The sequence below is a fragment of the Bacteroidota bacterium genome, from assembly GCA_016713925.1.
In the GTDB taxonomy this organism is placed as follows: domain Bacteria; phylum Bacteroidota; class Bacteroidia; order AKYH767-A; family OLB10; genus JAJTFW01.
This window is the reverse complement of record JADJOH010000007.1, coordinates 391,989-413,575: the sequence shown is the minus strand read 5'-3', so window position 1 is coordinate 413,575 and position 21,587 is coordinate 391,989. Positions and strand designations below refer to the sequence as shown.

Sequence of the window (21,587 nt, the reverse complement as noted above, 5' to 3'; positions counted from 1 at the left end):
AAATAAACGAATTACCTAAGTAGTATGAATACAGACGAAGCAAAAATCAGAAGAGCATTTACTGACAAAGATTGGCAGGAGATAAAAGCACAAGACACCTGGCAGATATTTAAAATCATGGCCGAATTTGTTGAGGGTTTTGAAAAGATGAGTAGAATTGGTCCTTGCGTTTCCATTTTCGGATCTGCACGAACTGAAGCCGACACAAAATACTATTTACTGGCGGAAGAAATTGCCTATAAGTTAACTGTTGAGGGATATGGTATCATTACTGGTGGCGGTCCCGGTATCATGGAAGCAGCAAACAAAGGTGCTCAAAAGGCAAAAGGTAAATCCGTCGGTTTAAATATTAAACTTCCCTTTGAGCAGTCCCCTAACCCTTTTATTGATACAGACAAAAGCATTACGTTCGATTACTTTTTTGTCAGGAAACTGATGTTCATCAAATATGCCCAAGGCTTCATTGTTCTTCCCGGAGGTTTTGGGACGATGGATGAACTTTTTGAATCACTCACGTTGATACAAACCAGAAAAATCGGAAAATTCCCGATTGTCATGGTAGGAAAAGACTACTGGAGCGGTTTAATTGAATGGATCAAAGAGGTGTTGGTGACAGAGAAATACGTCAATCCTGATGATCTCAAATTGTTTACACTCGTTGATTCTGCTGAGGAAGCTGTAAATGTGATAGACAGTTTCTATTCGAAGTATTTACTCAAGCCGAACTTCTGACAAAGTCATTTTCATGACTTTTTTATTAAAACCTTACAGAATTTATGTAAGATATCTTTAATTTTCGCACTGATTTAGTGATCTGATTTCCATCTAGCCGTAACATATCCTGCTCTTTATCAGTAAAAGTAATGAGCAAAATACGGCAAGATGAAAATAGAGCAATGCAAATGGACACCGGAGAAAACCTGGGAAACGCTTCGAAGTGATTTAAAAGATGCTGAGCATTATCAATTGGTAATTGTTTTTGGTAGCAGAATACTACTTTCCAGCACCGGCTTTTATCAGGAAATAAGAAACAAGTATCCGAAGGCAGATATTTTAATGAATTCTACCTCCGGCGAAATCTTCGATACACAAGTAAATGATGATACCATTTCATTGACCGCGATCTGCTTCGAAAAAACAAAGTTCATCACTCATGGATTGCAATTCTCAGATTATAAAGACAGCAAACTAGCCGGAATTGAGATTGCAAAGAAATTTGATCATAATCAACTCACGAGTATCCTTATTATATCTGATGGTCAACAAGTAAATGGGAGCGATCTTGTAAGTGGCTTGCAGCAAGAACTTCCCAAAGAAATAGTAATTACAGGTGGACTTGCAGGAGATGGAAACAGATTTCAAAAAACATTGGTTGGCCTCAATGAACAACCGGGAGAGGGCCAAATAATTGCAGTAGGTTTTTATGGAAGTCACTTAAAAGTTTCGCATGGAAGTATGGGTGGTTGGGATGCCTTTGGTCCTGAACGACTAATAACTAAATCAACCGCTAATGTTCTTTTTGAATTAGATGGACAACCTGCACTCTCTATTTATAAAAAATATCTTGGTGAGTTCTCAGATGAATTACCGGGTAGCGCTCTCCTATTTCCATTGAGTGTAAAGCTATCTGAAAATGATGAGCCGGTGGTCAGAACTATTTTATCTATAAATGAAGATGAACAAAGTCTGACATTTGCAGGAAACGTTCCCACAGGTAAGTATACCCGTTTAATGAAAGCCAATTTTGATCGTTTGATCGAAGGCGCGTCCAATGCAGCCACGCATAGTATACAAACTTTTCAAAAACCTGATTTAGCCATATTAATAAGTTGCGTAGGAAGAAAATTGATATTAAATCAACGCATTGAAGAAGAAGTTGAGGCAATCCGAGATATTTTGGGCACCACAACTGCTATAACCGGCTTCTATTCCTATGGTGAAATCTCTCCCAACCAGGGCTTCAACAGCTGTGAGCTACATAATCAGACGATGACCATCACTACGATGAGCGAGCGATAGGAAAAGATGAGAAACAAATTACTGGAAAGGCAAATTGAAAAACACCTAGGAGAAAAATCAAAAGATCCACAGGTGAGGAAGTTCATTGATGCTGTCAGTGAAAGTTATGACCAATTTGAAAAAGACAAAATTCTTGCAGAAAGATCATTAGCTGTCAGTTCAGCAGAAATGAGCAATTTAAATGCAAAACTCTTTAAAGAAAGTAAAGATCAAAAATTAGCACTAAAAAAACTAACGGAATCACTGAGTTTACTCAACTATAAATTCGAGCATAAAGAGGATATTCACTCCAACATTCTCTCTATATCCGAAACAATAAAAAAGGAAAGCGAAAGGCGAATAAGTGCTGAAGAACAATTGAAGAAGAACCTAAGTAACCTTGAAAAAATAAATAAAGACCTGGATCAATTTGCATATGTGGTTTCACATGATCTAAAAGCCCCTCTTCGGGCAATAGCAAGCCTTGCTGAATGGATTGAAGAGGATTCAAATGAGCATATTAGTGCAGATACCAGAAAAAATCTGCAGCTATTAAGGGGCCGTGTGCTACGCATGGAAAATCTCATTCATGGAATTCTTGCCTATACAAAAGCCGGTAAAATAAAAGGAGAACAACATGTCATTCATACCGGACAATATTTGCAGGAAATCATTGATTTCTTAAATCCACCTCCAAGTATAAAAATAGAGGTTATAGGCGAATGGCCATCCATTGAAACAGATACCATCCGATTGCACCAGGTATTCTCCAACTTAATATCTAATGCAATTAAGTATATTGATAAACCGCAAGGTAAAATAAAAATCAACTGTATCTATCTCGAAAACTGTTGTCAATTCTCTGTAGAAGACAATGGTCCCGGAATCGAAGAAGAATATCACCAACGCATTTTCGGACTATTCCAAACCCTATCGGCAAGAGATCACGTGGAGAGCACAGGAATCGGTTTATCCATAGTAAAAAAGATTATTGAAGAACAGGGTGGTAAAATCTGGTTGCACTCAGAAAACGGAAAAGGAACCCGATTCACATTTACATGGCCTACACAAACTGAAACAATAAAAAGTATAAAAGCATAATGACAATGGAAGACAAACTTTTAAATATCCTTCTGGTTGAAGACGATAGCGTTGATGTAATGAATGTTCAAAGAGCATTTAAGAAAAACAATATTACCAACCCGTTGCACATTGCCTTCAATGGCGTGGAAGCATTGAATATGCTTCGTGGAAGTAATGGACGACCAAAACTTAACCCAAAGCCAAGAATTATTCTATTGGACATTAACATGCCAAAAATGAATGGTCTCGAATTCCTGAGAGAACTTCGCAATGACCCCGAACTGAAATCCACCACTGTATTTGTAATGACCACATCGAACGATGATCAGGATAAAATTGAGGCCTATCGGTTAAACGTAGCAGGATACATTTTAAAACCGCTCTCGTTTGAAAAATTTGTTAACGCAGTTTCCATTCTGAACAGCTATTGGAAGCTCTGTGAACAACCGGAGAATCAAACCTCCTAAAATCCATTTCACACAAATCAAAACGACACAAAACAATTCCATTTCATGATAAAAGTTCAAATAATTGAAGACTATCAGCAGGATATTTATATTCTGGAAAATGCAATAAAGTCATCCGGCTTAGAAATCGACATCACTGTTTCAAGATCTATTGAAGAAGCGATTGATGTCACTTCGAAAAATAATTTTGATTGCATATTCCTTGACTACTATTTTCCAAAACAAAACGGTTCCGATTTTCTCAAGTATTATAGTTCGAAAAACAAGTCGGGAAATATCATCATGGTCACCAGTCAGGAAGATGTACATATGGCTGTTGAATGTATGAAACTTGGGGCTTCGGACTTTCTAACAAAAAACCAAATCACACCGGCCAGTATTGGAAAAAGTCTTCGGTATGTACTAAAAATAAAAGAAGCCAGAGAAGATGCCGAACGTGCTGAAGCGGCGTTACTTGAAAGTGAGTTTAAGCTAAAGAACATCATAGCTAAATCTCCAATTATTCTTTTCAATATTGACAAAACAGGGAAAAATTACCTTATTCAGAGGAAAAGCCGCTTTCAATCTTTCCATAAAGCCTGAAGCTGTTATAGATCGAAACCTAAGTGAATTCACCAACGAACTACCCATCCGTCGTGAAGACTTCAACAAAGCTTGCACTACTAACGAAACAAATTACAAAACTGCAGTAAACGGACATCATTTCGATGTCAACTATATTCCCATTCGAAATGAAGACAAGCAAATCAATGGGATGATGGGCGTAGCTATAGATATCACTTCGTTCATAAAGAATGAAGAAGAGCTCATGAACACTATTGAAGTAAAAGAGGGGTCTGCAAAAATAAAAGAACAATTCCTGGCCAATATGAGCCATGAAATCAGAACACCAATTCATGGAATTATAAGTCTTACTCAATTTGTGTTGAATACAAGTATTTCTGAAGAGCAAAAAAAATATCTCGATCTGATCAGAAAATCAGCCGACACCTTACTCGTCATTGTTAATGACATTCTGGACTTATCCAAAATCGATAGTGGCAAACTCGTATTTGAAGAAACCCCCTTTTCCATCAAAGATACTTTACAAACAGCTGTAGCCTCCTTCATTCCTAAAACAACAGAAAAGAATATTGAACTCAAAACGGAAGTATCCAAAAATTTACCGGATACGCTGGCAGGTGACCCTGTACGATTAACACAAATCATCAACAATCTACTAGGAAACGCGGTAAAATTCACAGACAAGGGAAGTGTTCGTATCGTTGTTAACACACTTGAGCAAAACAGCACTCATATTGTTTTGGAGTTTCGGATAAGCGATACAGGAATTGGTATACCGGCCCACAAAATCGACTCGATATTTGAATCATTTACGCAGGCAGGAGATGATATTACCCGGAAATATGGTGGTACCGGATTAGGATTAACCATCACCAAACAACTGATTGAAAGACAAAATGGATCTATACATGTTGAAAGTATAGCCAATGAAGGCACTACGTTCATTTTCCATATCCCATACAAAATCTGTATTGAAAACAATCAGGAAATAGTTAAAGAAAAGAAAAACATCATTCATCTTCCGAGTGAATTAAAAGTACTGATTGCAGAAGATCATGATATTAACCGTTTCATTATTGAAAAGATGTTTAAAGAATGGGGCTTGACACCCACATTCGCCATCACAGGAGTGGAAGCAGTGAAAGCGGCTAAGGAGCAAATTTTTGATGTTATTCTTATGGACATTGAAATGCCCGATATGAATGGCTATCGTGCCACAGAAATTATCAGAGCGGAACTCCCCTACCCTAACAATACAGTCCCCATTATTGCAATGACAGGACATGCGATGACAGGGGAAAAAGAAAAATGCATTGGCATTGGAATGAACGATTACTTATCAAAGCCATTTAAGCCTGAAGATTTAAAACAACGTATCGCTGATTTAACCGGTAAATCGGTCATCAACAACACTCCTGACAAACAAGCTCAAAGTGCGGTGACGGCTGCAAAAGAAACAGCACCGATAGCTGAAACTTCAGTCGGTAGTCGCCCACTTATCAATCTGGACTTTCTCAAGGAAATTTCTGAAAACAACGATCAGTTTTTTATAGAATTCATTCAGATGTTTCTGCAAAACACACCGGCATCTATATCAGAAATAGAAAGTGCCATTTCTAATCAAAATTGGGAAGCTATAAGGCAAGCTGCTCATAAAATGAAGCCTTCTTTCAACTATGTTGGATTAAAAGAACTTTCCGGTATTTCGGCTAAAATTGAGGATCTCGCTAAGCGTAATGAGGACATGGAAATGATAAAAACCAATATTGAACAAATAAAGAAGGTTTGTGAAATAGCTTACACAGAACTTGAACATGAAATAAAAACTATCATCAACAATTAAAACCCCCAACCATGAACGCAGGAAAAATATTTCTTATCGAAGACGATATGATGATTGCAAGTCTGATTCGTCAGAATCTTTCAAAATTCGAGGCATTCGAGACCACACATTTCACTACCGGTGAAGAGTGCATTAGCAATTTAATTCAACATCCGGATATAGTTATTATTGACTACAACCTTCCGGGAATGGATGGTCTCACGCTCATGAAACAGGTGAAGGCGGTGAGTCCAAATTCATTGGTCGTTATCTGTTCCGGACAAGAGGATGTACATGTCGTGGTACAATGTTATCAGAACGGTGCCAATGACTACATTTTAAAAAACGAGCAAATGATGGCCAACATTGAAAATTCAGTACGAAATCTTTCGATGAACGTCACGCTTCGCAGAGAAGTGGAGCTTTTGAAGGATCAAATTATTGACAGGAACAAATACTCCAACATTATCGGAAATAGCAATTCCGTACTTCGTGTACTCCGACTTATACAAAAAGTGGAGAAAAACAACATGATGGTACTGATCACCGGACAAAGTGGCACAGGAAAAGAACTTGTAGCAAAAGCTCTCCATTTCAATTCACAAAGATCCAGAAAACCCTTTGTCGTAGTGAACATGGGAGCCATTCCAACTGAACTGGTAGAGAGTGAACTTTTTGGCCATGAAAAAGGTGCATTCACAGATGCCCGGGACAGAAGAATTGGAAAGTTTGAAGAAGCAGATGGTGGCACTATCTTCTTAGATGAAATCGGAGAAATGGATCTTGGTTTACAGGCAAAAATACTTCGCGTACTTCAGGAAAAAGAAATAACAAGAATCGGTAGTAATAAAACCATTAAACTTGACTTCCGGCTTATTGCTGCTACCAACCGAAATCTTGCACAGGAAGTAAAAGAAGGGCGTTTCCGTGAAGATTTGTTTTACAGGATTCAGGGCTTCCTCATACATCTCCCCCCTTTGCATGACCGTGGAGACGACATCATCATGCTTGCCAAATCTTTTCTTCATGATTTTTGCCAGCAGAACCGCATGGAACAGATGATCATTTCTAAGGAGGCGTGTCAATTCATGCTGGATTATGCATGGCCCGGTAACATCCGGGAACTAAAAGCAGTTATAGAACGTGCAGCTTTAATGGCAGAGAACAATACCATTAGTGTGGAAGACTTAACCTTCGTTACGGCATAAATAAGTTCAACTGAAAATCAGTCAAGCCGGGTAAAATTTTACCCGGCTTTTCTATTTAAAAAAAACAACTCTTTAGAACAACTCTCGTATACTGTACTAAGACAAATCCCTAAACATGAGAAAGCCAGGTAAACCGAATCCGCGTAAATTGAAAATGACTCAACGTGTATCCCAAAAGTATACGATGCGTTATGTTATTGTCGGCTCATCCATATTAGGTTGTATGATGGTAGCTCTCATTGTAGTTAATTTATCCAACAATGAGTCTTCTTATGCAAATGAGCAAAATACCACTTCCACTGTTAACTACAGATCAGTTGAAACGAATCTAAACAGCAGAATGCTGCTTGATGCAAACGCTATCCAACAAATACAAAGTCAGGAATACAAAGGAAACAGCTCAGCGCAGAACGTTAGAATCCGATCTAGAGCAAGCGATGTAGTTACAAAAAATATTGAGACAATTATAACGGAATAAGCATCTATGAACATAAGTCAACCCCATATGAATTCCTTTAAATACAATATTTCGAAGAAACAAGTCCTGCTTTTCATTTTTTTCATTACACTTCACCTATCCTCACTGGCTGTAACAAAAACAACTACCGGCAATGGCAATTGGAACTCTTCTTCCACCTGGAGTCCGTCAGGACAGCCATCAGCAAGCGACGATGTTATCATCGCAACAGGACATAGTCCAAACGTAAATGTAAGCAATGCGCAATGCAAATCCTTAACGATACAGTCGGGTGCTACAGTATTAATAGGTAATTCAAAAAAATTAACTGTCAACAATACTGCAGGATTAAATATCAGCGGTACATTAAACATCAATGGAGGCAATATTACCATAGTAAACAATTCCACCAACTTCACTGTAAATGCAGGAGGTGCTGTAAACTGGAATCCGGGAGACAATAGCTCCGGAGGGGCTACATTATTTGGGAAATGCATTGAAAATTTTTCTCCTACCAGTACGCTTACGATCAGAAAGTGGTACAGTACTTCTGTAGGACTAGGCACGGTAGTTTCATCCAACTTTGGTAATCTAACTATTAGTGGAGTAAGTGGAATATGGCAAATGCAAAACAGTTTACAAACCAGGAGTGTTCAAGGATTACTAACCATTACAAGTAGCTATATTGTATTGGACAACACGGGTGCTATTTCTAACACAACTATCGGATCCATACATCTTACCAACTCCTCCGCTTATCTTGACTTCTATAATGGCACGCATCCGGGTTCCTTTTCAGTAACTACCGGTAATGTAACGATAGCCGGTGGAGAACTAGACGGATTTTACACAGCCGGAACCGGAACTTGCAATTTTACTATTAACGGAAATCTGGATATGACATCTTATGGTTATCTGGTTGGATCACATAATCACAATGGTCATTTCAATATTACAATAAATGGAAATGCATCTTTGAACAGATCCTACTTTTGGGGGATAAATAACGGTTCAGGAAATATTACAATTAACATAACAGGTGATCTAACCACCACCAAGAATGGATCTACGTATAGCGAATTTTATGGTATTGTAGATGGAAACGGGAATTCAACATTAACTATAAATGGCAGCTTTAGTAATCAGGGCTATTTTGATTTGATCTGGAACACGGGAGTTACCGGTGTAGGAAATGGTAACGGCAGTATGACCATTGGTGGAACATTTACACAGTCTGATGGAGATTTCAGAGGAATATGGAATGCGACCACTACAAACTCAGGGAGCTGTTCAATCACCATTGATACACTAAACTATTCAGGAGGAATCTTTATGGTTGCTTATTCCTGCGCATCAGGCTCCGTTAATCACTCCCTTTCCGTTACCGGCAAAGCCACCATCGCTTTCTCCAATTCATCAAATATATTCAGAGGAAACGGACTCGCCACATTATCAGGAACACAAAACAATTCTTCATTCACCTATACCTGCAACGGACCATTTGAAATTAATGGTAATGCATCTGCAGAATTTTCAGCGAACACAGGATATGGATCGGAAACAATTTTACTACAAAGTACCACATCTTTTTCAGGTGGGACGATCAACTTCGGCTTTACAGAACACGACATAAATTTTACAACCACCGACCAATTTACGATTACAGGTGGAACTATTTATCTTTCTAAAAACAGTGGCAACTCCACTATAAATTTAAATCAAAATGTTCTGTTGAATGGTGGAACCTTAAATGTAAAGAACAATACCGGAAGAACAAATGTCAATATCAGTGGAGACTTAACAATAACCAGCGGTACTCTTCTACTCTATTCAAATAGTAGTATAGCATCGAATGATAGTACCAATCTAAGAATTAGCGGAGACTTTACGCAATCTAACGGCAGTTTACAATTCACCAATAACACAGGAAATACCGGACCAATCTGCCTGTATATTGAGGGGGGAAATTACAATTTATCGGGAACGGGAAGCATTACTTCCGGTGGTGCAGGGACATCTTCCTACTTTGGTTATATCATCTTCAATAATTCTACCAACACCAATTACAACCGCTCTTCCGCTAATCATCATATTGAACAGGTAAAATATAGATTAAATTCCGGGGCTAATGTCACAGTTACCGGAGGACCCATGGAACTTTCTTCAGGTGCAACCGCAGCGACTGACTACCTGACTGTGTCAACCGATGCCTCTCTAAACCTGGGAACAACTAGCATCATCTCAAATGGATTGGCAGCCCATTGCGGAATACAAGTATCTTCTTCAGGCACCTTATTGACCGCCAATATCAATGGACTTTATGATGGCACTAACAATGCAGCCATCAGTTCCGGATCCAATATGGACTATGAGTTGGCATCCACCAGCACCATCTGCTATAACGGTGTCGACAATCAGAAAATCTCCGGATACGGAAACGGTATTGCTACTGCAACGAAACATAAATATGGGTCTTTGGAAATCGCCTTCAACGGAACAGCCGATAATGAATATAGCTACCTGGAAAATGATCTGGAAGTGAGAAATGAAATAACTCTGACGAGCGGCGAGCTCAAATTAAACGGGCATACTTTAACAGGAGAATTAATCACTGCAACAACCGGCTACGTTAAAAGCGAAGAAAATAATGCTGTTAACAATTCCAAATTGCTATTAGCCTATACACCCACCAATAAAAATCTAACCTTCCCCTTTGGAAAAAACAGCTCGACTTACATTCCGGTATCTATAAATATTACAAACAATCCGGGAACAGGATACATCACCGTCTCTACGCGTGGAACAGGAGAAAACAACACTCCACTTCCCGGACTTGACAATGTCGCAGCCATCCCGACTATTAACCCGGGAGGTGCAGACGTATCAACGAGTCACGTCATTGACAGGTGGTGGGAAGTGAATGCACCCGGTGTTACTGCAACTTATTCCTTAAGGTATGCCGGTGACGAAAACACTACAGCAGGTTCTGTCTCCGGAGGAACATTCAATGTACAACAATGGAATGGCAGTAATTTCACCAAAGTCAACAGTGCCGGCAACGGTGTCACTACCGGAATTGGAACAATCACAGCCACTTTAAATAACGTATCAGGACCTCTGGTACTTTCATCGGGCAGTGCTTCATTACCCATCAAACTTCTTGAATTTACAGCTAAACTAAAAGAGAATTATGTCTTGATTAAATGGGCGACCGCAGAAGAAAAAAACAATGACTATTTCAACATCGAAAGATCTGCTGACGGAACTTCATTTGAAAACATAGAAGAAATTGATGGGGCAGGTAACAGCAGCTCTATCCTCCATTATGAAATACGGGATAATAATCCCCTGCCGGGTACCTCCTACTACAGACTAAAGCAAACGGATTTTGATGGCACCTTTACTTATTCTCCGATACGGGCAGTGAACAGAAGCAGTAATAATCAGCTCAACGAAACCGGTATTGAAATCCTATCGCTAAGTCCCAACCCATTCAGCAACGAATTCTCTGTAAAATACAACCTGACTCAGGGAGGCGAATCTTCCATCAGCATCTATAGTATGACCGGTCAACTGGTTTACGATCAAAAAAGAGTAGACGATAGCGGAATAAACACTTTCAATTTTATGGACGAAAACAATCTGCCACCGGCGAACTATATCCTGCAGATCATAAACGGATCAGAAAAAATCAGTAAAAAATTGGTAAAAAATTAAATAAGACATTCAAATAATTCAAAATCGAAATGGCATATAACTTACGACCAAGAAACAGACAAAAGCTCAGCACGCTTCAACGGGGACATTAATAATTGGTGGTGCATCCATGTTAGCCGTCATGGGATATATGACGGTTGTTTTTAATGCCGCCGATGTTGAAGATTCCAAAGCTCAAATAAATCTGATGGAACAAGACCCTATCAACAACGGAGAAATCATTCTGGGCTTCAGTTGGGATGAAGAGTCAACGATAATTGCTGATGCCGGTCCCTCTGCGACCAATGTCAGCATTTTTGCAGAGTGTGTTCCGGGTGGAATTGATGGAACTAAAGGTCTGAGTGCGGGAAACGCGTTGAAGGATATCAATCTGGAAATTCAACCTACCGATCAGCTGAACGGCGACGGAATAGATATATCCATCTGGTTTCGCAAAAAGGAAGATTCAGGAAATTTTTTCACGAGAGGAAAGGATTTCAACTTTGGCATGAAGAATGGAAAATTGATTGTCAAGTATAAATTGACAGCTAGTAATGGGAAATCATATTCCATCAATGAAGAAACAAAATATGAAATTTCCGACGATGATCTATTTAGAAATTACCGGTTCATCTACAGTCCTGCAACGGGCAAAGGAGAAATACTTGTTGACCAGATCACCGTATGGACCAATCAGGCTGCGGAAAACAGTAGGCTTACCTGGAAAACAAATGAAAATATAATTATCGGAGAAGGAATGAACGGCGAAGGACAACCGGTTGCTTTATTCGACAATCTCATTATTCGTAAAACCGGACAATCCGGCAATTCACCTATGCAGTTATTAAGCTTCTCCGCTGAACTCGAGAACAACTATACCATGCTGAACTGGTTTACGGGCAAGGAAAATGGTACGGAATATTATATCATTGAGCGAAGTGATGATACCAAGACCTACAAAGAAATTGGACGTGTAAAAGCTGCAGGTAAATCAGAAACTTTAAAAGCCTACGCATTGGTTGACAAAGAACCGATGCTTGGCATCACCTACTACCGCCTGGCACTTAGCAACAACACTTCCCGTTCCATTTGGGTTCCGGTTATTGCCTTCCGATTAAAACCGGAGCAATTACTGAATACGCCAACCGTGAACTCGAATGCAGCCAATATCGAATCTTCAAAATAAATAGATCATCATTCTCAAGTGCCACTTCGGAGTTCGAAGGTGGCACTTTTTTATTTTAGACATTTACAACATCCTGAATTACAAAACCATCGAAGTCTTCTAATTTGGCCTATTGGTTAATTTTCTATATTTGCCTACTAATCATTAAAACAAAAACACCATGGGTTTTATTAAGGAATTCAAAGATTTCGCAATGCGCGGAAACCTCATTGACTTTGCAGTCGGAGTTGTAGTTGGGGGGGCATTTGGGAAGGTCACTTCTTCATTTGTTGACGGAATAATTATGCCCGTTATCGGTAAATTAATTGGTGGACAAGATTTCTCCGATTTAAAACTCAAGATTCAGGATGGAAGCAAAGCCATCATGGATTCAGCCGGAAACATTACTACTAAAGAGGTCCCTGAAGTTTTTATAAAATATGGTGAATTTATTACTACGGTAATTGATTTTATGGCAGTGGCCTTTGCTATGTTCCTGGTGATAAAAGCAATGAACAGATTAAAAAACAAAGAAGCGGAAGCCCCTGCACCTCCTCCTGCTCCAACTAAGGAAGAAATCTTGCTTACAGATATTCGCGATTTACTTAAAAAATAAAAGAACGTCCCACGTAAATTAAAAAAGTAAAAATGAAAAAGACAGTACTTGCAACCGCTCTCCTGATGTACGCTCTCACACTGAGTGCACAAAACTATACCATATGGAGAACCGGTGGGATATTCAATGCGACATTCAATCAGGTGAGCTTGACGAATTGGGCCGCCGGTGGACAAAATGCCATCTCCTTAAACTCACTGACCAATTGGTTTGCGAATTATAAGAAAGGAAAAGTTGCCTGGGACAACAATCTTGACATGGGTTATGGAATTGTAAAACAGGGTGATGAACAAGTTCGGAAAAATGATGACCGCTTGGAGTTAAATTCTAAGTTGGGCATCGATGCGCATAAGGCAAAATTATTTTATACGCTCCTTTTTAATTTCCGTTCTCAGTTTGCACCGGGATATAACTATCCCAGAACAGATTCATCCAACTATATCTCTAAATTCGCTGCTCCGGCTTTCTCCTTACTGGCCTTAGGAATGGATTATAAACCTACCGACTATTTCTCGGTCTTTCTCTCGCCCGCTACAGCAAGAATTATCATAGTGAATGATGATTCATTATCCGATGCAGGTGCTTATGGCGTTGATCCCGGCGAAAAAATAAGGTTTGAAGCAGGAGCGTATCTGAATACAAGGTTCCAGAAAGACATTTTAACCAATGTGAATTTCATGACAAAACTGGATTTATTCAGTAACTATATGGAAACGCCACAAAATATTGATGTCAACTGGGAAGTACTCCTCACGCTTAAAGTGAACAAATTTATTACCGCTTCTCTGGGGACTCAATTAATTTACGATGATAATACTGAAATAGCATTATTCACGGAAAAGACGGCGTTAAAATTCCCAAACTGAAAGGTGATGGAACTCCAAGAACCGGACCCCGCACTCAATTCAGACAAATTTTCGGTATTGGATTTGCCTACAAAATGGAAGGATTTACTGTAAGATAGAGGGTAAAAAGAGCGGCAGTGGTTGGAAGGTAAAATCGACTCCATTCACAAGAGAAATTTTCGAATAATATCCTCCCTGAAATAATTTATTTACAAACAGGTTTGTCTATGTGGCAAACCTGTTTTATTTTGGCAGAATGGGATTAATACTTTACAAGTCCTCTGCCGGCTCCGGCAAGACCTTTACACTTGTCAATCGCTTTTTAACGAAAGTACTCGATAAACCATGGCTCTTCAGCAGAATTCTCGCCATCACTTTCACCAACAAAGCAGCCGAAGAACTCAAAACGAGGATCATCAAGGAACTCGATACTCTTTCTAAAGGCCTTCCCTCGACTCAACTCGACATCCTCTTAGAGAATCTTCCAAAGTCGACGGAGGAGCAACTTAGAAACAATGCAGGTATTGTCCTCATGAAACTTTTGCATGACTACTCCTCCTTTTCTGTTTCCACTATCGATAGCTATTTCCAAAAATTATCCCGGACACTTGCCAAAGAACTATTACTTCCCATCCGGTATGAAATAGAACTTGACACCGAATCCATTTGCAAAAACATCACTGAACTGCTGCTGGAAGATGCCGGAAAGGACGATTCTTTAACAAAATGGCTGGAAGATCTCTTACTTCATAGAATTGATTCCGGAAAAAGCTGGAATATTCGTTCCGAACTGAATAAGATGGCGAAAGAAGTACTGAATAAAGATACGGTACGGGAAGTTGCAGCAATGACGAATCCGGCTCACCTGGAAGTTTTAATTAAATGGATAAAATCAAATAAAAGAGAAATTGAAATGCATCTGCGCAAGACGGGCAAAGATGCAATGGCTCAGATCCATTCAAACGGGTATGAAGTAAACACCTTCTTTTATAAACAAAGGGGACCAGCCGGTTATCTTCAAAAAATTTCAGACAACAAAAGTAGTCTCGACCAGTTCGAGAAAATTAATACTTATACCCTAAAGGCGTTGGATGATCCGGATGCCTTTCTTTCAAAAGATCAACGAAAAGATCAAAAATTACTTTCTTTTGTCCATGACATTTTGCATCCTTTACTAAAAGAGGCAACCGACTATTTTGAAACCCATAAAGTGAAATATATTTCTGTGCTGGAAGCCTCTAAACTCATCTATCAATCCGGGATCAGCGGAACATTAGATGCAAAGATGAAAGAGTACAGAGAAAAGCATCAGTTGTTTCATTTATCCGACACCACAAGAATGTTGAGTATGTCGATAGCAGAACAGGATGCGCCATTCATTTATGAGAAATCCGGAAATACGTTCCTGCATATTTTCATCGATGAGTTTCAGGATACCGCTACGGTACAATGGAATATTTTGAAACCCTTGATATTAAATTCGCTTTCTACCGGGAATGATGTGCTGTTAGTAGGAGATGCCAAACAATCCATTTATCGCTGGAGAGGTGGAAATATGCAATTGATCCTTGATGGTATTAGCAATGAACTAAAGAGATATGGAATAAAGCCCACTGTAAAAAACCTCGACACCAACTGGAGAAGCAAGCGGGAAATTGTGGCCTTCAACAATGCATTTTTCCCATTGGCGGCTACTTTATTGAGAGATACATTTGAAAGCGGAAATGAAATTTTTGATCTGGCTTATGCTTCGAAAGAAGTGCATCAACATATCAAAAATAAGGAGGCAGATGAAGGTTATCTTTGTTTTAAGTTTTTTAAAACCGAAAAGGGAGAAGAACAAGAAGAGGAACAGCATTGGAAAATGCAAGCGATGGAGACCATGTCGGTGAACATTAAGGAACTATTGGAGAAGGGCTACACATACGGAGATATTGTTATTTTAGTAAGAACGAATAAGGATGAAAATGAAATAGCAGACTTTCTCTTTGAAAAAGGCGAACATCCTTTTATTTCGGGCAATTCATTGCTCATCTCCACCAATACAAAAATCAATGTACTTCTCAATTGCATGCGATTAATTGCGGAATCCGACGAGCCCTTATTACATGCAGAAATAAATCATTTTGTTGACCAGGATATTAATTATTTGAAGGAGCCCATCCCTTTTAATGTTCGATCATCGGAAACGAAAAATAATTCTTGGGTTCACCGGCATATCATAAAGGAAAAAGAAAAACTTTCTACCCTACCCTTGCAATTCATTTTCTTACATTTACTGGACATCACTAAAATGGATGTAACGGATCCATTCATACAAAAATTCGGCGACCTGCTTCAGGACTATGCCGGTTCACGAAACAGTAATCTATCCGGATTTTTGCAATGGTACGATGAACATGTAACCACCCGTAAGTGGAGTGTGGAATTGCCGGATGGAGGGAATGCCATACGTATCATCACCATTCACCGATCCAAAGGCTTGGAGTTTCCTGTTGTGTTTATACCGTTTATGAATTGGGAATACACGCCCTCTGCCAGAAGTATATTATGGGCACATAGCGATGAAGAGGAATTTACGAATCATAGTAAAATACCATTGTACGCTAACGGCAAACTGGAGGAATCTTATTTCAAAGAAGATTATATCAAAGAATCATTGGAAACCGCCATTGATAATTTGAATCTTATTTATGTGGCCTTTACCCGACCGAAAGATCAATTGTATGTTTTCGGACCTGCTAAAACTAAGGAGAATCAGGTCGGAAAATTACTGTTTGCCAGTTTTTCACAAAATCCCGAATGGGCGGAACAATTTGCAGCAACTGATTATAATGAACTCATCATTGGAAACAAGAACAGTAAAAAATCTTCCGAAAAGAAATCAGGTGTAGAAAACATCTATGAACCTTCGGGATTTACTCCGGCTGAAATCCCTGTCCTTACGGAAAATAAATATTTCTTGCCGGAAATTAAATACATCTTTAGTTCCGATGAAATCCTTTTTGGAAATCTTGTTCATGACACCATTGCCACCGTGAACAATAAAAATGATATTGACCATGCCATCAATAAAGTATTTTCAAAAAACGGAAACCAGGGTTATATAAAATGGAGAGAAAAATTAATTGCCGCTGTACAGGAGCTCTGGCAACTTTTAGAAGAACGAGGGTGGACGAATGAAGACTTTGAAATCGAAAATGAAATTGAAATATGCGATGAGAAAGGATTGATTCATCGTCCGGACAAAGTACTTATAAAAGGGGATACGGCAATAGTCATTGATTTTAAAACCGGGAAAAAAGAAGAGCAGCATAAAAATCAGATTAAAGAGTATTGCAGGCTCATTCAATCCACCGGAATCAACACCGTTTCCGCTTATCTCATCTATACAACTGACAAGGAAATAGTTAGCGTTCTATAACCCGGAACATTTGTTACCAATAGAAAGGCATACTTTGACTAATTTTGCAGGGTGAAAATCTAAAATATTCATCGAAAAAAGTAACCTTCCTTATGTCAAATTCTATATTTAAAGTTCCTGTTGCCATTAATGAACCTGTACTCAACTATGCCCCGGGAAGTCCGGAACGCAAATCACTGAAGGCTGCTTTGGAAGCCATGCGGAAAGAGGTGATTGATGTTCCCATGTATATTGGAGGCAAAGCCATTCATACGGAAAAGAAAGGTGAAATGCGTCCTCCTCATGATCATCAGCATTTGTTGGGAAAATATTCCATTGGCGATGCCGGTCATGTGAAGATGGCGATTGATGCCGCATTAAATGCCCGACAACAATGGGCGGATATGGAATGGGAACAACGTTCATCCATTTTTTTAAAAGCGGCAGATTTGCTGGCAGGCCCTTACCGTGCAAAGATTAATGCCGCCACCATGCTCGCACAAAGTAAAAGTGCGTATCAGGCAGAAATTGATGCGGCTTGTGAGATGATTGACTTTCTTCGCTTCAATGTAGAATATGCCCGTGAGATCTATACACAACAACCGATTTCTTCCAAAGGAGTGTACAACCGCGTAGAGCAACGACCCTTAGAAGGATTTGTATTTGCACTGACCCCTTTCAACTTCACGGCGATTTCCGGCAATCTTCCTTCGTCTGTTGCTATGATGGGCAATACGGTGGTATGGAAACCGGCTTTTACTCAGATTTATTCTGCACGTGTATTGATGGAAGTATTTATGGAAGCAGGATTACCCGACGGAGTAATTAATCTGATTTACGTTTCCGGAGCGACTACTGCAGACGTAATTTTCAATCATGCAGACTTTGCAGGAATCCATTTTACCGGCTCAACAGGTGTGTTTCAGGATATCTGGAAAACCATAGGAAATAATATTCATAAATATAAAACCTATCCGCGCATTGTGGGTGAAACAGGCGGTAAGGATTTTATCCTTGCCCATCCCAGTGCAAATCCGCAGGAAGTGATTACGGCATTAACGAGAGGGGCCTTTGAATACCAGGGACAAAAATGCTCTGCTGCTTCACGCGCTTATATTCCTGCTTCGCTATGGCCTGCGGTAAAAGAGGGTGTTGTAAAAGATTTAGCCAGCATGAAAATGGGACCCACTGAAGATTTCGGTAATTTCATTAATGCTGTTATCGATGAAAAAGCTTTTGATAAAATTACAGGATATATTGAGAACGCGAAAAAGAGTAGCGATGTTGAAATTATTGCAGGAGGAACATTTGATAAAAGCAAGGGCTACTTTATTGCTCCTACGGTGATCAAAAGCAATAATCCCGCTTATGTTACCATGTGTGAAGAATTATTCGGACCTGTACTAACCATTTACGTCTATGAAGATGATCAATTCGAAGAAACCTGTGATCTCGTAGATAAAACAGGGATCTATGCTTTAACGGGCTCGATTCTATCGAAGGATCGCTATGCCATACAAATGGCTACAAAAAAACTCGTGCATGCAGCGGGCAATTTTTACATCAATGATAAATGCACAGGAGCAGTGGTTGGACAGCAACCTTTTGGTGGATCACGCGCTTCAGGCACCAATGATAAAGCCGGTTCGCTGATTAATCTGCTACGATGGGTTTCACCGCGCACAATTAAGGAAACTTTTGTTCCGGCTACGGATTATCGGTATCCGTTTTTGGATAAGGAGTGATTTTAATTCTGCACCTGCCTGCCGGCAGGCAGGTGCAGAATTCAGAATTGGGAATTGGGATTTGGATTTGGAACTGGAATTGGAATTGGATTCGGGAATTTAATAAAGGTCTCTACACTATTGATAGAATTAGTAAAGGAACAATTGCTAAAACCGGTAAACTGGTGATATCAAAACGATGAAAAATATTCTATTCATATCAATACTCTTTTTTTCAACTCCTATAAAGTCACAGCAATGGCGAAGTGTTAATGATGGAATTAACCGCCAATCAGGCCAATCAGTAAATGATATGCTGGTTTATCAGGATACACTGTTTATCATAGGACAGTTTGATTCACTATACAACCCCGGTCAATATTGTTCGGGGTTTTCAGGTTGGGATTCATCTCAATGGAATTGTAAAAGCCCTTCGCTCTCTATTTCTCAAGGAGGTTTGTGTATTGGACTTTACCAAACTGAAATATATGTGGGAGGAGATTTCAATTGGGTATGGCAACCTTCATTAAATGGTATTGGAAGATATGACGGAGCGGAGTTTCAACCATTAGGACGTGGTATCAACAATGGCATGGTACATTGTATGCAGGAATACAATGGTAGTTTATATGTGGGTGGAAATTTTACAACGGTTGATAGTATTCTCAATGCAAGACGCATCGCCCGTTGGGATGGCATTCAATGGCATACAATAGGAACGGGCATGTCAGGAGGTTTGACTAATTTATTTGCAATGACGATATATAAAGGGGAATTGTATATTGGAGGTTATTTTAGTTCAATAGATGGTTTTCCTTCACAGAATATATGTCGCTACAATGGTATAGCATGGGACTCAGTAAAGTCAGGAGTAAGTGGTTTTATCCGTAGTATGGTAGTGGATTCGGTGAATGATATTTTATACGTAGGAGGAAGTATTAGTTCTGCTGGAGGTATACCTACACCAACCGGTGTAGCTGCTTGGGATGGTACAAATTGGTCGGCGGTCGGCACAGCACCACTTCTTAATCCGGAAGTAATGGTGTTGTACAAGGGTAAACTTTTTGCTGGAGGAGCTTTGAGTTTCCCAAATGCATTTGGTGATATGGTCTATCAAATGGCATGGTATGACGGTCAGGAATGGTACCCGGTTTGTGATACAATGGATGGCGGAGTAATACAATCCATGTGCGTATACAAGGATGAGCTATACGTTGGAGGATTTTTTAAGATGATAGATGATAGTGCACGATATGGAATTGCAAGAACGCATTTCCCAAATGTGAGTGTTCAGCAATTATCTAATACAGAAACAGCAGTTGAACTTTATCCAAATCCAACAGGTTCTATTTTAACTATCAAAATAAAGGATACCAAATTAAAATTACAGTCGGTTCAGTTGAGTGACCTAAATGGTACAAGGCTAATAAGCTTGGACAAATTGATTGAATCACTGGTCACTTTGGATTTGCAAAGTATTGCGTCTGGAGTGTATATTGTTGTTGTTAAGACTGAGCGGGGGACGAGTCAGTATAAAATATTAAAGGAATGATCTAAAGTTAGTTTTCATTGAACAACGAGAAATACTAAAACCCCAACAATTACTCACCCCTTCACATTCATCTTCTCTGCACTTTCTGTCAGCTTAAGAAATAAATCTTCGAGTTGGCGGCGGGATTCTACACCGTATACTGAAAAATTGCTTTGGACAAGGAATTCGATAATGGCCGGGATTTGATGTATCAATAAGCTTAACTGCACTCCTGTATCACTGTAACCGGTAGCGTCTTCTTTAAAGGGAGAATTCATTAATAAAGCATAGGCATCTATCGGGCGATCGGTAGTGATTTGAACTATTCGCTTTCGGTCGTTCAGGAGTTCCTTCATATCACCCTGCACAACGAGCTTGCCTTTGTTAAGAATGGCGATACGGTTTGAAATAAGTTCCAGTTCATTCAAGATATGTGAAGAGAGAAAAATGGTTTTCCCTTTATCCTTGCTTAAATGCAGGATTAATTCGCGGATATCAATTATTCCCTGTGGGTCGAGTCCGGTGGTGGGTTCATCTAAAATGATTAGCTCCGGGTCATGCAACAATGCCTGAGCCAGTCCGAGCCGTTGCTTCATCCCATGCGAATAGCCGCTCACCTTATCCTTCCCTCGCCCATGGAGACCTACAAAATCAAGCATCTCCTCAATTTTATTTTTAGAAATGGCGATACCGTTATACATCGACAAGACTTCCAGATTTTTAGCAGCACTTAAGAAGGTATAGAAATCAGGTTTTTCAACTATACAACCAATTCTTCTCAGTATATTCTTTCTCTCCGTTTTTAAATCGCTATTGAAAATTTTAATGGTCCCCGCATCCGGTTCAATAAGGGTCAATAACATCCGTATAGTAGTACTCTTTCCGGCCCCATTCGGTCCTAAAAAACCAAAAACATCTCCTTTAAACACCTCCAGCTCGAGCTGATCAACCGCTGTATTATCTCCAAATGATTTGGAAAGATCTTTTATACTGATAACACTTTCCATT

At 39.5% G+C, this 21,587-nt stretch carries 16 protein-coding genes; 15 read left to right on the top strand and 1 reads right to left on the bottom strand.

Annotated elements, in window-relative coordinates:
- The first annotated feature begins 24 nt into the window (after positions 1-24).
- From IPJ86_09730 to IPJ86_09660, 15 genes are all read left to right on the top strand, one after another.
- Positions 25-732: a TIGR00730 family Rossman fold protein gene (locus IPJ86_09730; GenBank protein MBK7887557.1), complete on the top strand. Its 708-nt coding sequence runs from the start codon at positions 25-27 to the stop codon at positions 730-732.
- A 150-nt stretch (positions 733-882) separates the two neighbouring features.
- A complete protein-coding gene (locus IPJ86_09725; protein MBK7887556.1) occupies positions 883-2,019 on the top strand; it encodes an FIST C-terminal domain-containing protein in 1,137 nt (378 codons plus the stop codon).
- Between the two features lie 6 nt (positions 2,020-2,025).
- On the top strand, positions 2,026-3,099 hold the full coding sequence (locus IPJ86_09720; GenBank protein ID MBK7887555.1) for a GHKL domain-containing protein: 1,074 nt from the start codon (positions 2,026-2,028) through the stop codon (positions 3,097-3,099).
- A gap of 5 nt (positions 3,100-3,104) precedes the next feature.
- Positions 3,105-3,548 carry a response regulator gene (locus IPJ86_09715; protein ID MBK7887554.1) on the top strand — a complete coding sequence of 148 codons (444 nt, stop codon included), beginning with the start codon at positions 3,105-3,107 and terminating at the stop codon, positions 3,546-3,548.
- A 45-nt stretch (positions 3,549-3,593) separates the two neighbouring features.
- Positions 3,594-4,130, top strand: coding sequence for a response regulator (locus IPJ86_09710; protein ID MBK7887553.1), 537 nt, complete (start codon positions 3,594-3,596; stop codon positions 4,128-4,130).
- Positions 4,063-5,955, top strand: coding sequence for a response regulator (locus IPJ86_09705; GenBank protein ID MBK7887552.1), 1,893 nt, complete (start codon positions 4,063-4,065; stop codon positions 5,953-5,955). Before IPJ86_09710 ends, IPJ86_09705 begins: the two co-directional genes overlap by 68 nt.
- A gap of 11 nt (positions 5,956-5,966) precedes the next feature.
- A complete protein-coding gene (locus IPJ86_09700) occupies positions 5,967-7,142 on the top strand; it encodes a sigma-54-dependent Fis family transcriptional regulator (protein ID MBK7887551.1) in 1,176 nt (391 codons plus the stop codon).
- Positions 7,143-7,257: 115 nt separating this feature from the next.
- The gene (locus IPJ86_09695) at positions 7,258-7,620 is read left to right on the top strand and encodes a hypothetical protein (protein ID MBK7887550.1); all 363 of its coding nucleotides are present in this window, start codon (positions 7,258-7,260) and stop codon (positions 7,618-7,620) included.
- Positions 7,621-7,647: 27 nt separating this feature from the next.
- Positions 7,648-11,316, top strand: a complete 3,669-nt coding sequence (locus tag IPJ86_09690) for a T9SS type A sorting domain-containing protein (GenBank protein MBK7887549.1) — start codon at positions 7,648-7,650, stop codon at positions 11,314-11,316.
- Between the two features lie 109 nt (positions 11,317-11,425).
- Positions 11,426-12,481 carry a hypothetical protein gene (locus tag IPJ86_09685; protein ID MBK7887548.1) on the top strand — a complete coding sequence of 352 codons (1,056 nt, stop codon included), beginning with the start codon at positions 11,426-11,428 and terminating at the stop codon, positions 12,479-12,481.
- A 160-nt stretch (positions 12,482-12,641) separates the two neighbouring features.
- Positions 12,642-13,076, top strand: coding sequence for a large-conductance mechanosensitive channel protein MscL (gene mscL, locus IPJ86_09680; GenBank protein ID MBK7887547.1), 435 nt, complete (start codon positions 12,642-12,644; stop codon positions 13,074-13,076).
- A 32-nt stretch (positions 13,077-13,108) separates the two neighbouring features.
- Positions 13,109-13,942 carry a DUF3078 domain-containing protein gene (locus tag IPJ86_09675; protein MBK7887546.1) on the top strand — a complete coding sequence of 278 codons (834 nt, stop codon included), beginning with the start codon at positions 13,109-13,111 and terminating at the stop codon, positions 13,940-13,942.
- 208 nt (positions 13,943-14,150) lie between these two features.
- Positions 14,151-17,345 carry a UvrD-helicase domain-containing protein gene (locus IPJ86_09670; GenBank protein MBK7887545.1) on the top strand — a complete coding sequence of 1,065 codons (3,195 nt, stop codon included), beginning with the start codon at positions 14,151-14,153 and terminating at the stop codon, positions 17,343-17,345.
- A 92-nt stretch (positions 17,346-17,437) separates the two neighbouring features.
- Positions 17,438-19,069, top strand: coding sequence for an L-glutamate gamma-semialdehyde dehydrogenase (gene pruA, locus IPJ86_09665; protein ID MBK7887544.1), 1,632 nt, complete (start codon positions 17,438-17,440; stop codon positions 19,067-19,069).
- A 178-nt stretch (positions 19,070-19,247) separates the two neighbouring features.
- Complete coding sequence (locus IPJ86_09660; protein MBK7887543.1) at positions 19,248-20,600, top strand: T9SS type A sorting domain-containing protein; 1,353 nt, start codon at positions 19,248-19,250, stop codon at positions 20,598-20,600.
- Positions 20,601-20,653: 53 nt separating this feature from the next.
- Here the strand turns inward: IPJ86_09660 and IPJ86_09655 are convergent, their stop codons facing one another.
- Positions 20,654-21,586: an ABC transporter ATP-binding protein gene (locus tag IPJ86_09655; GenBank protein MBK7887542.1), complete on the bottom strand. Its 933-nt coding sequence runs from the start codon at positions 21,584-21,586 to the stop codon at positions 20,654-20,656.
- Between the last annotated feature and the right edge of the window lies 1 nt (position 21,587).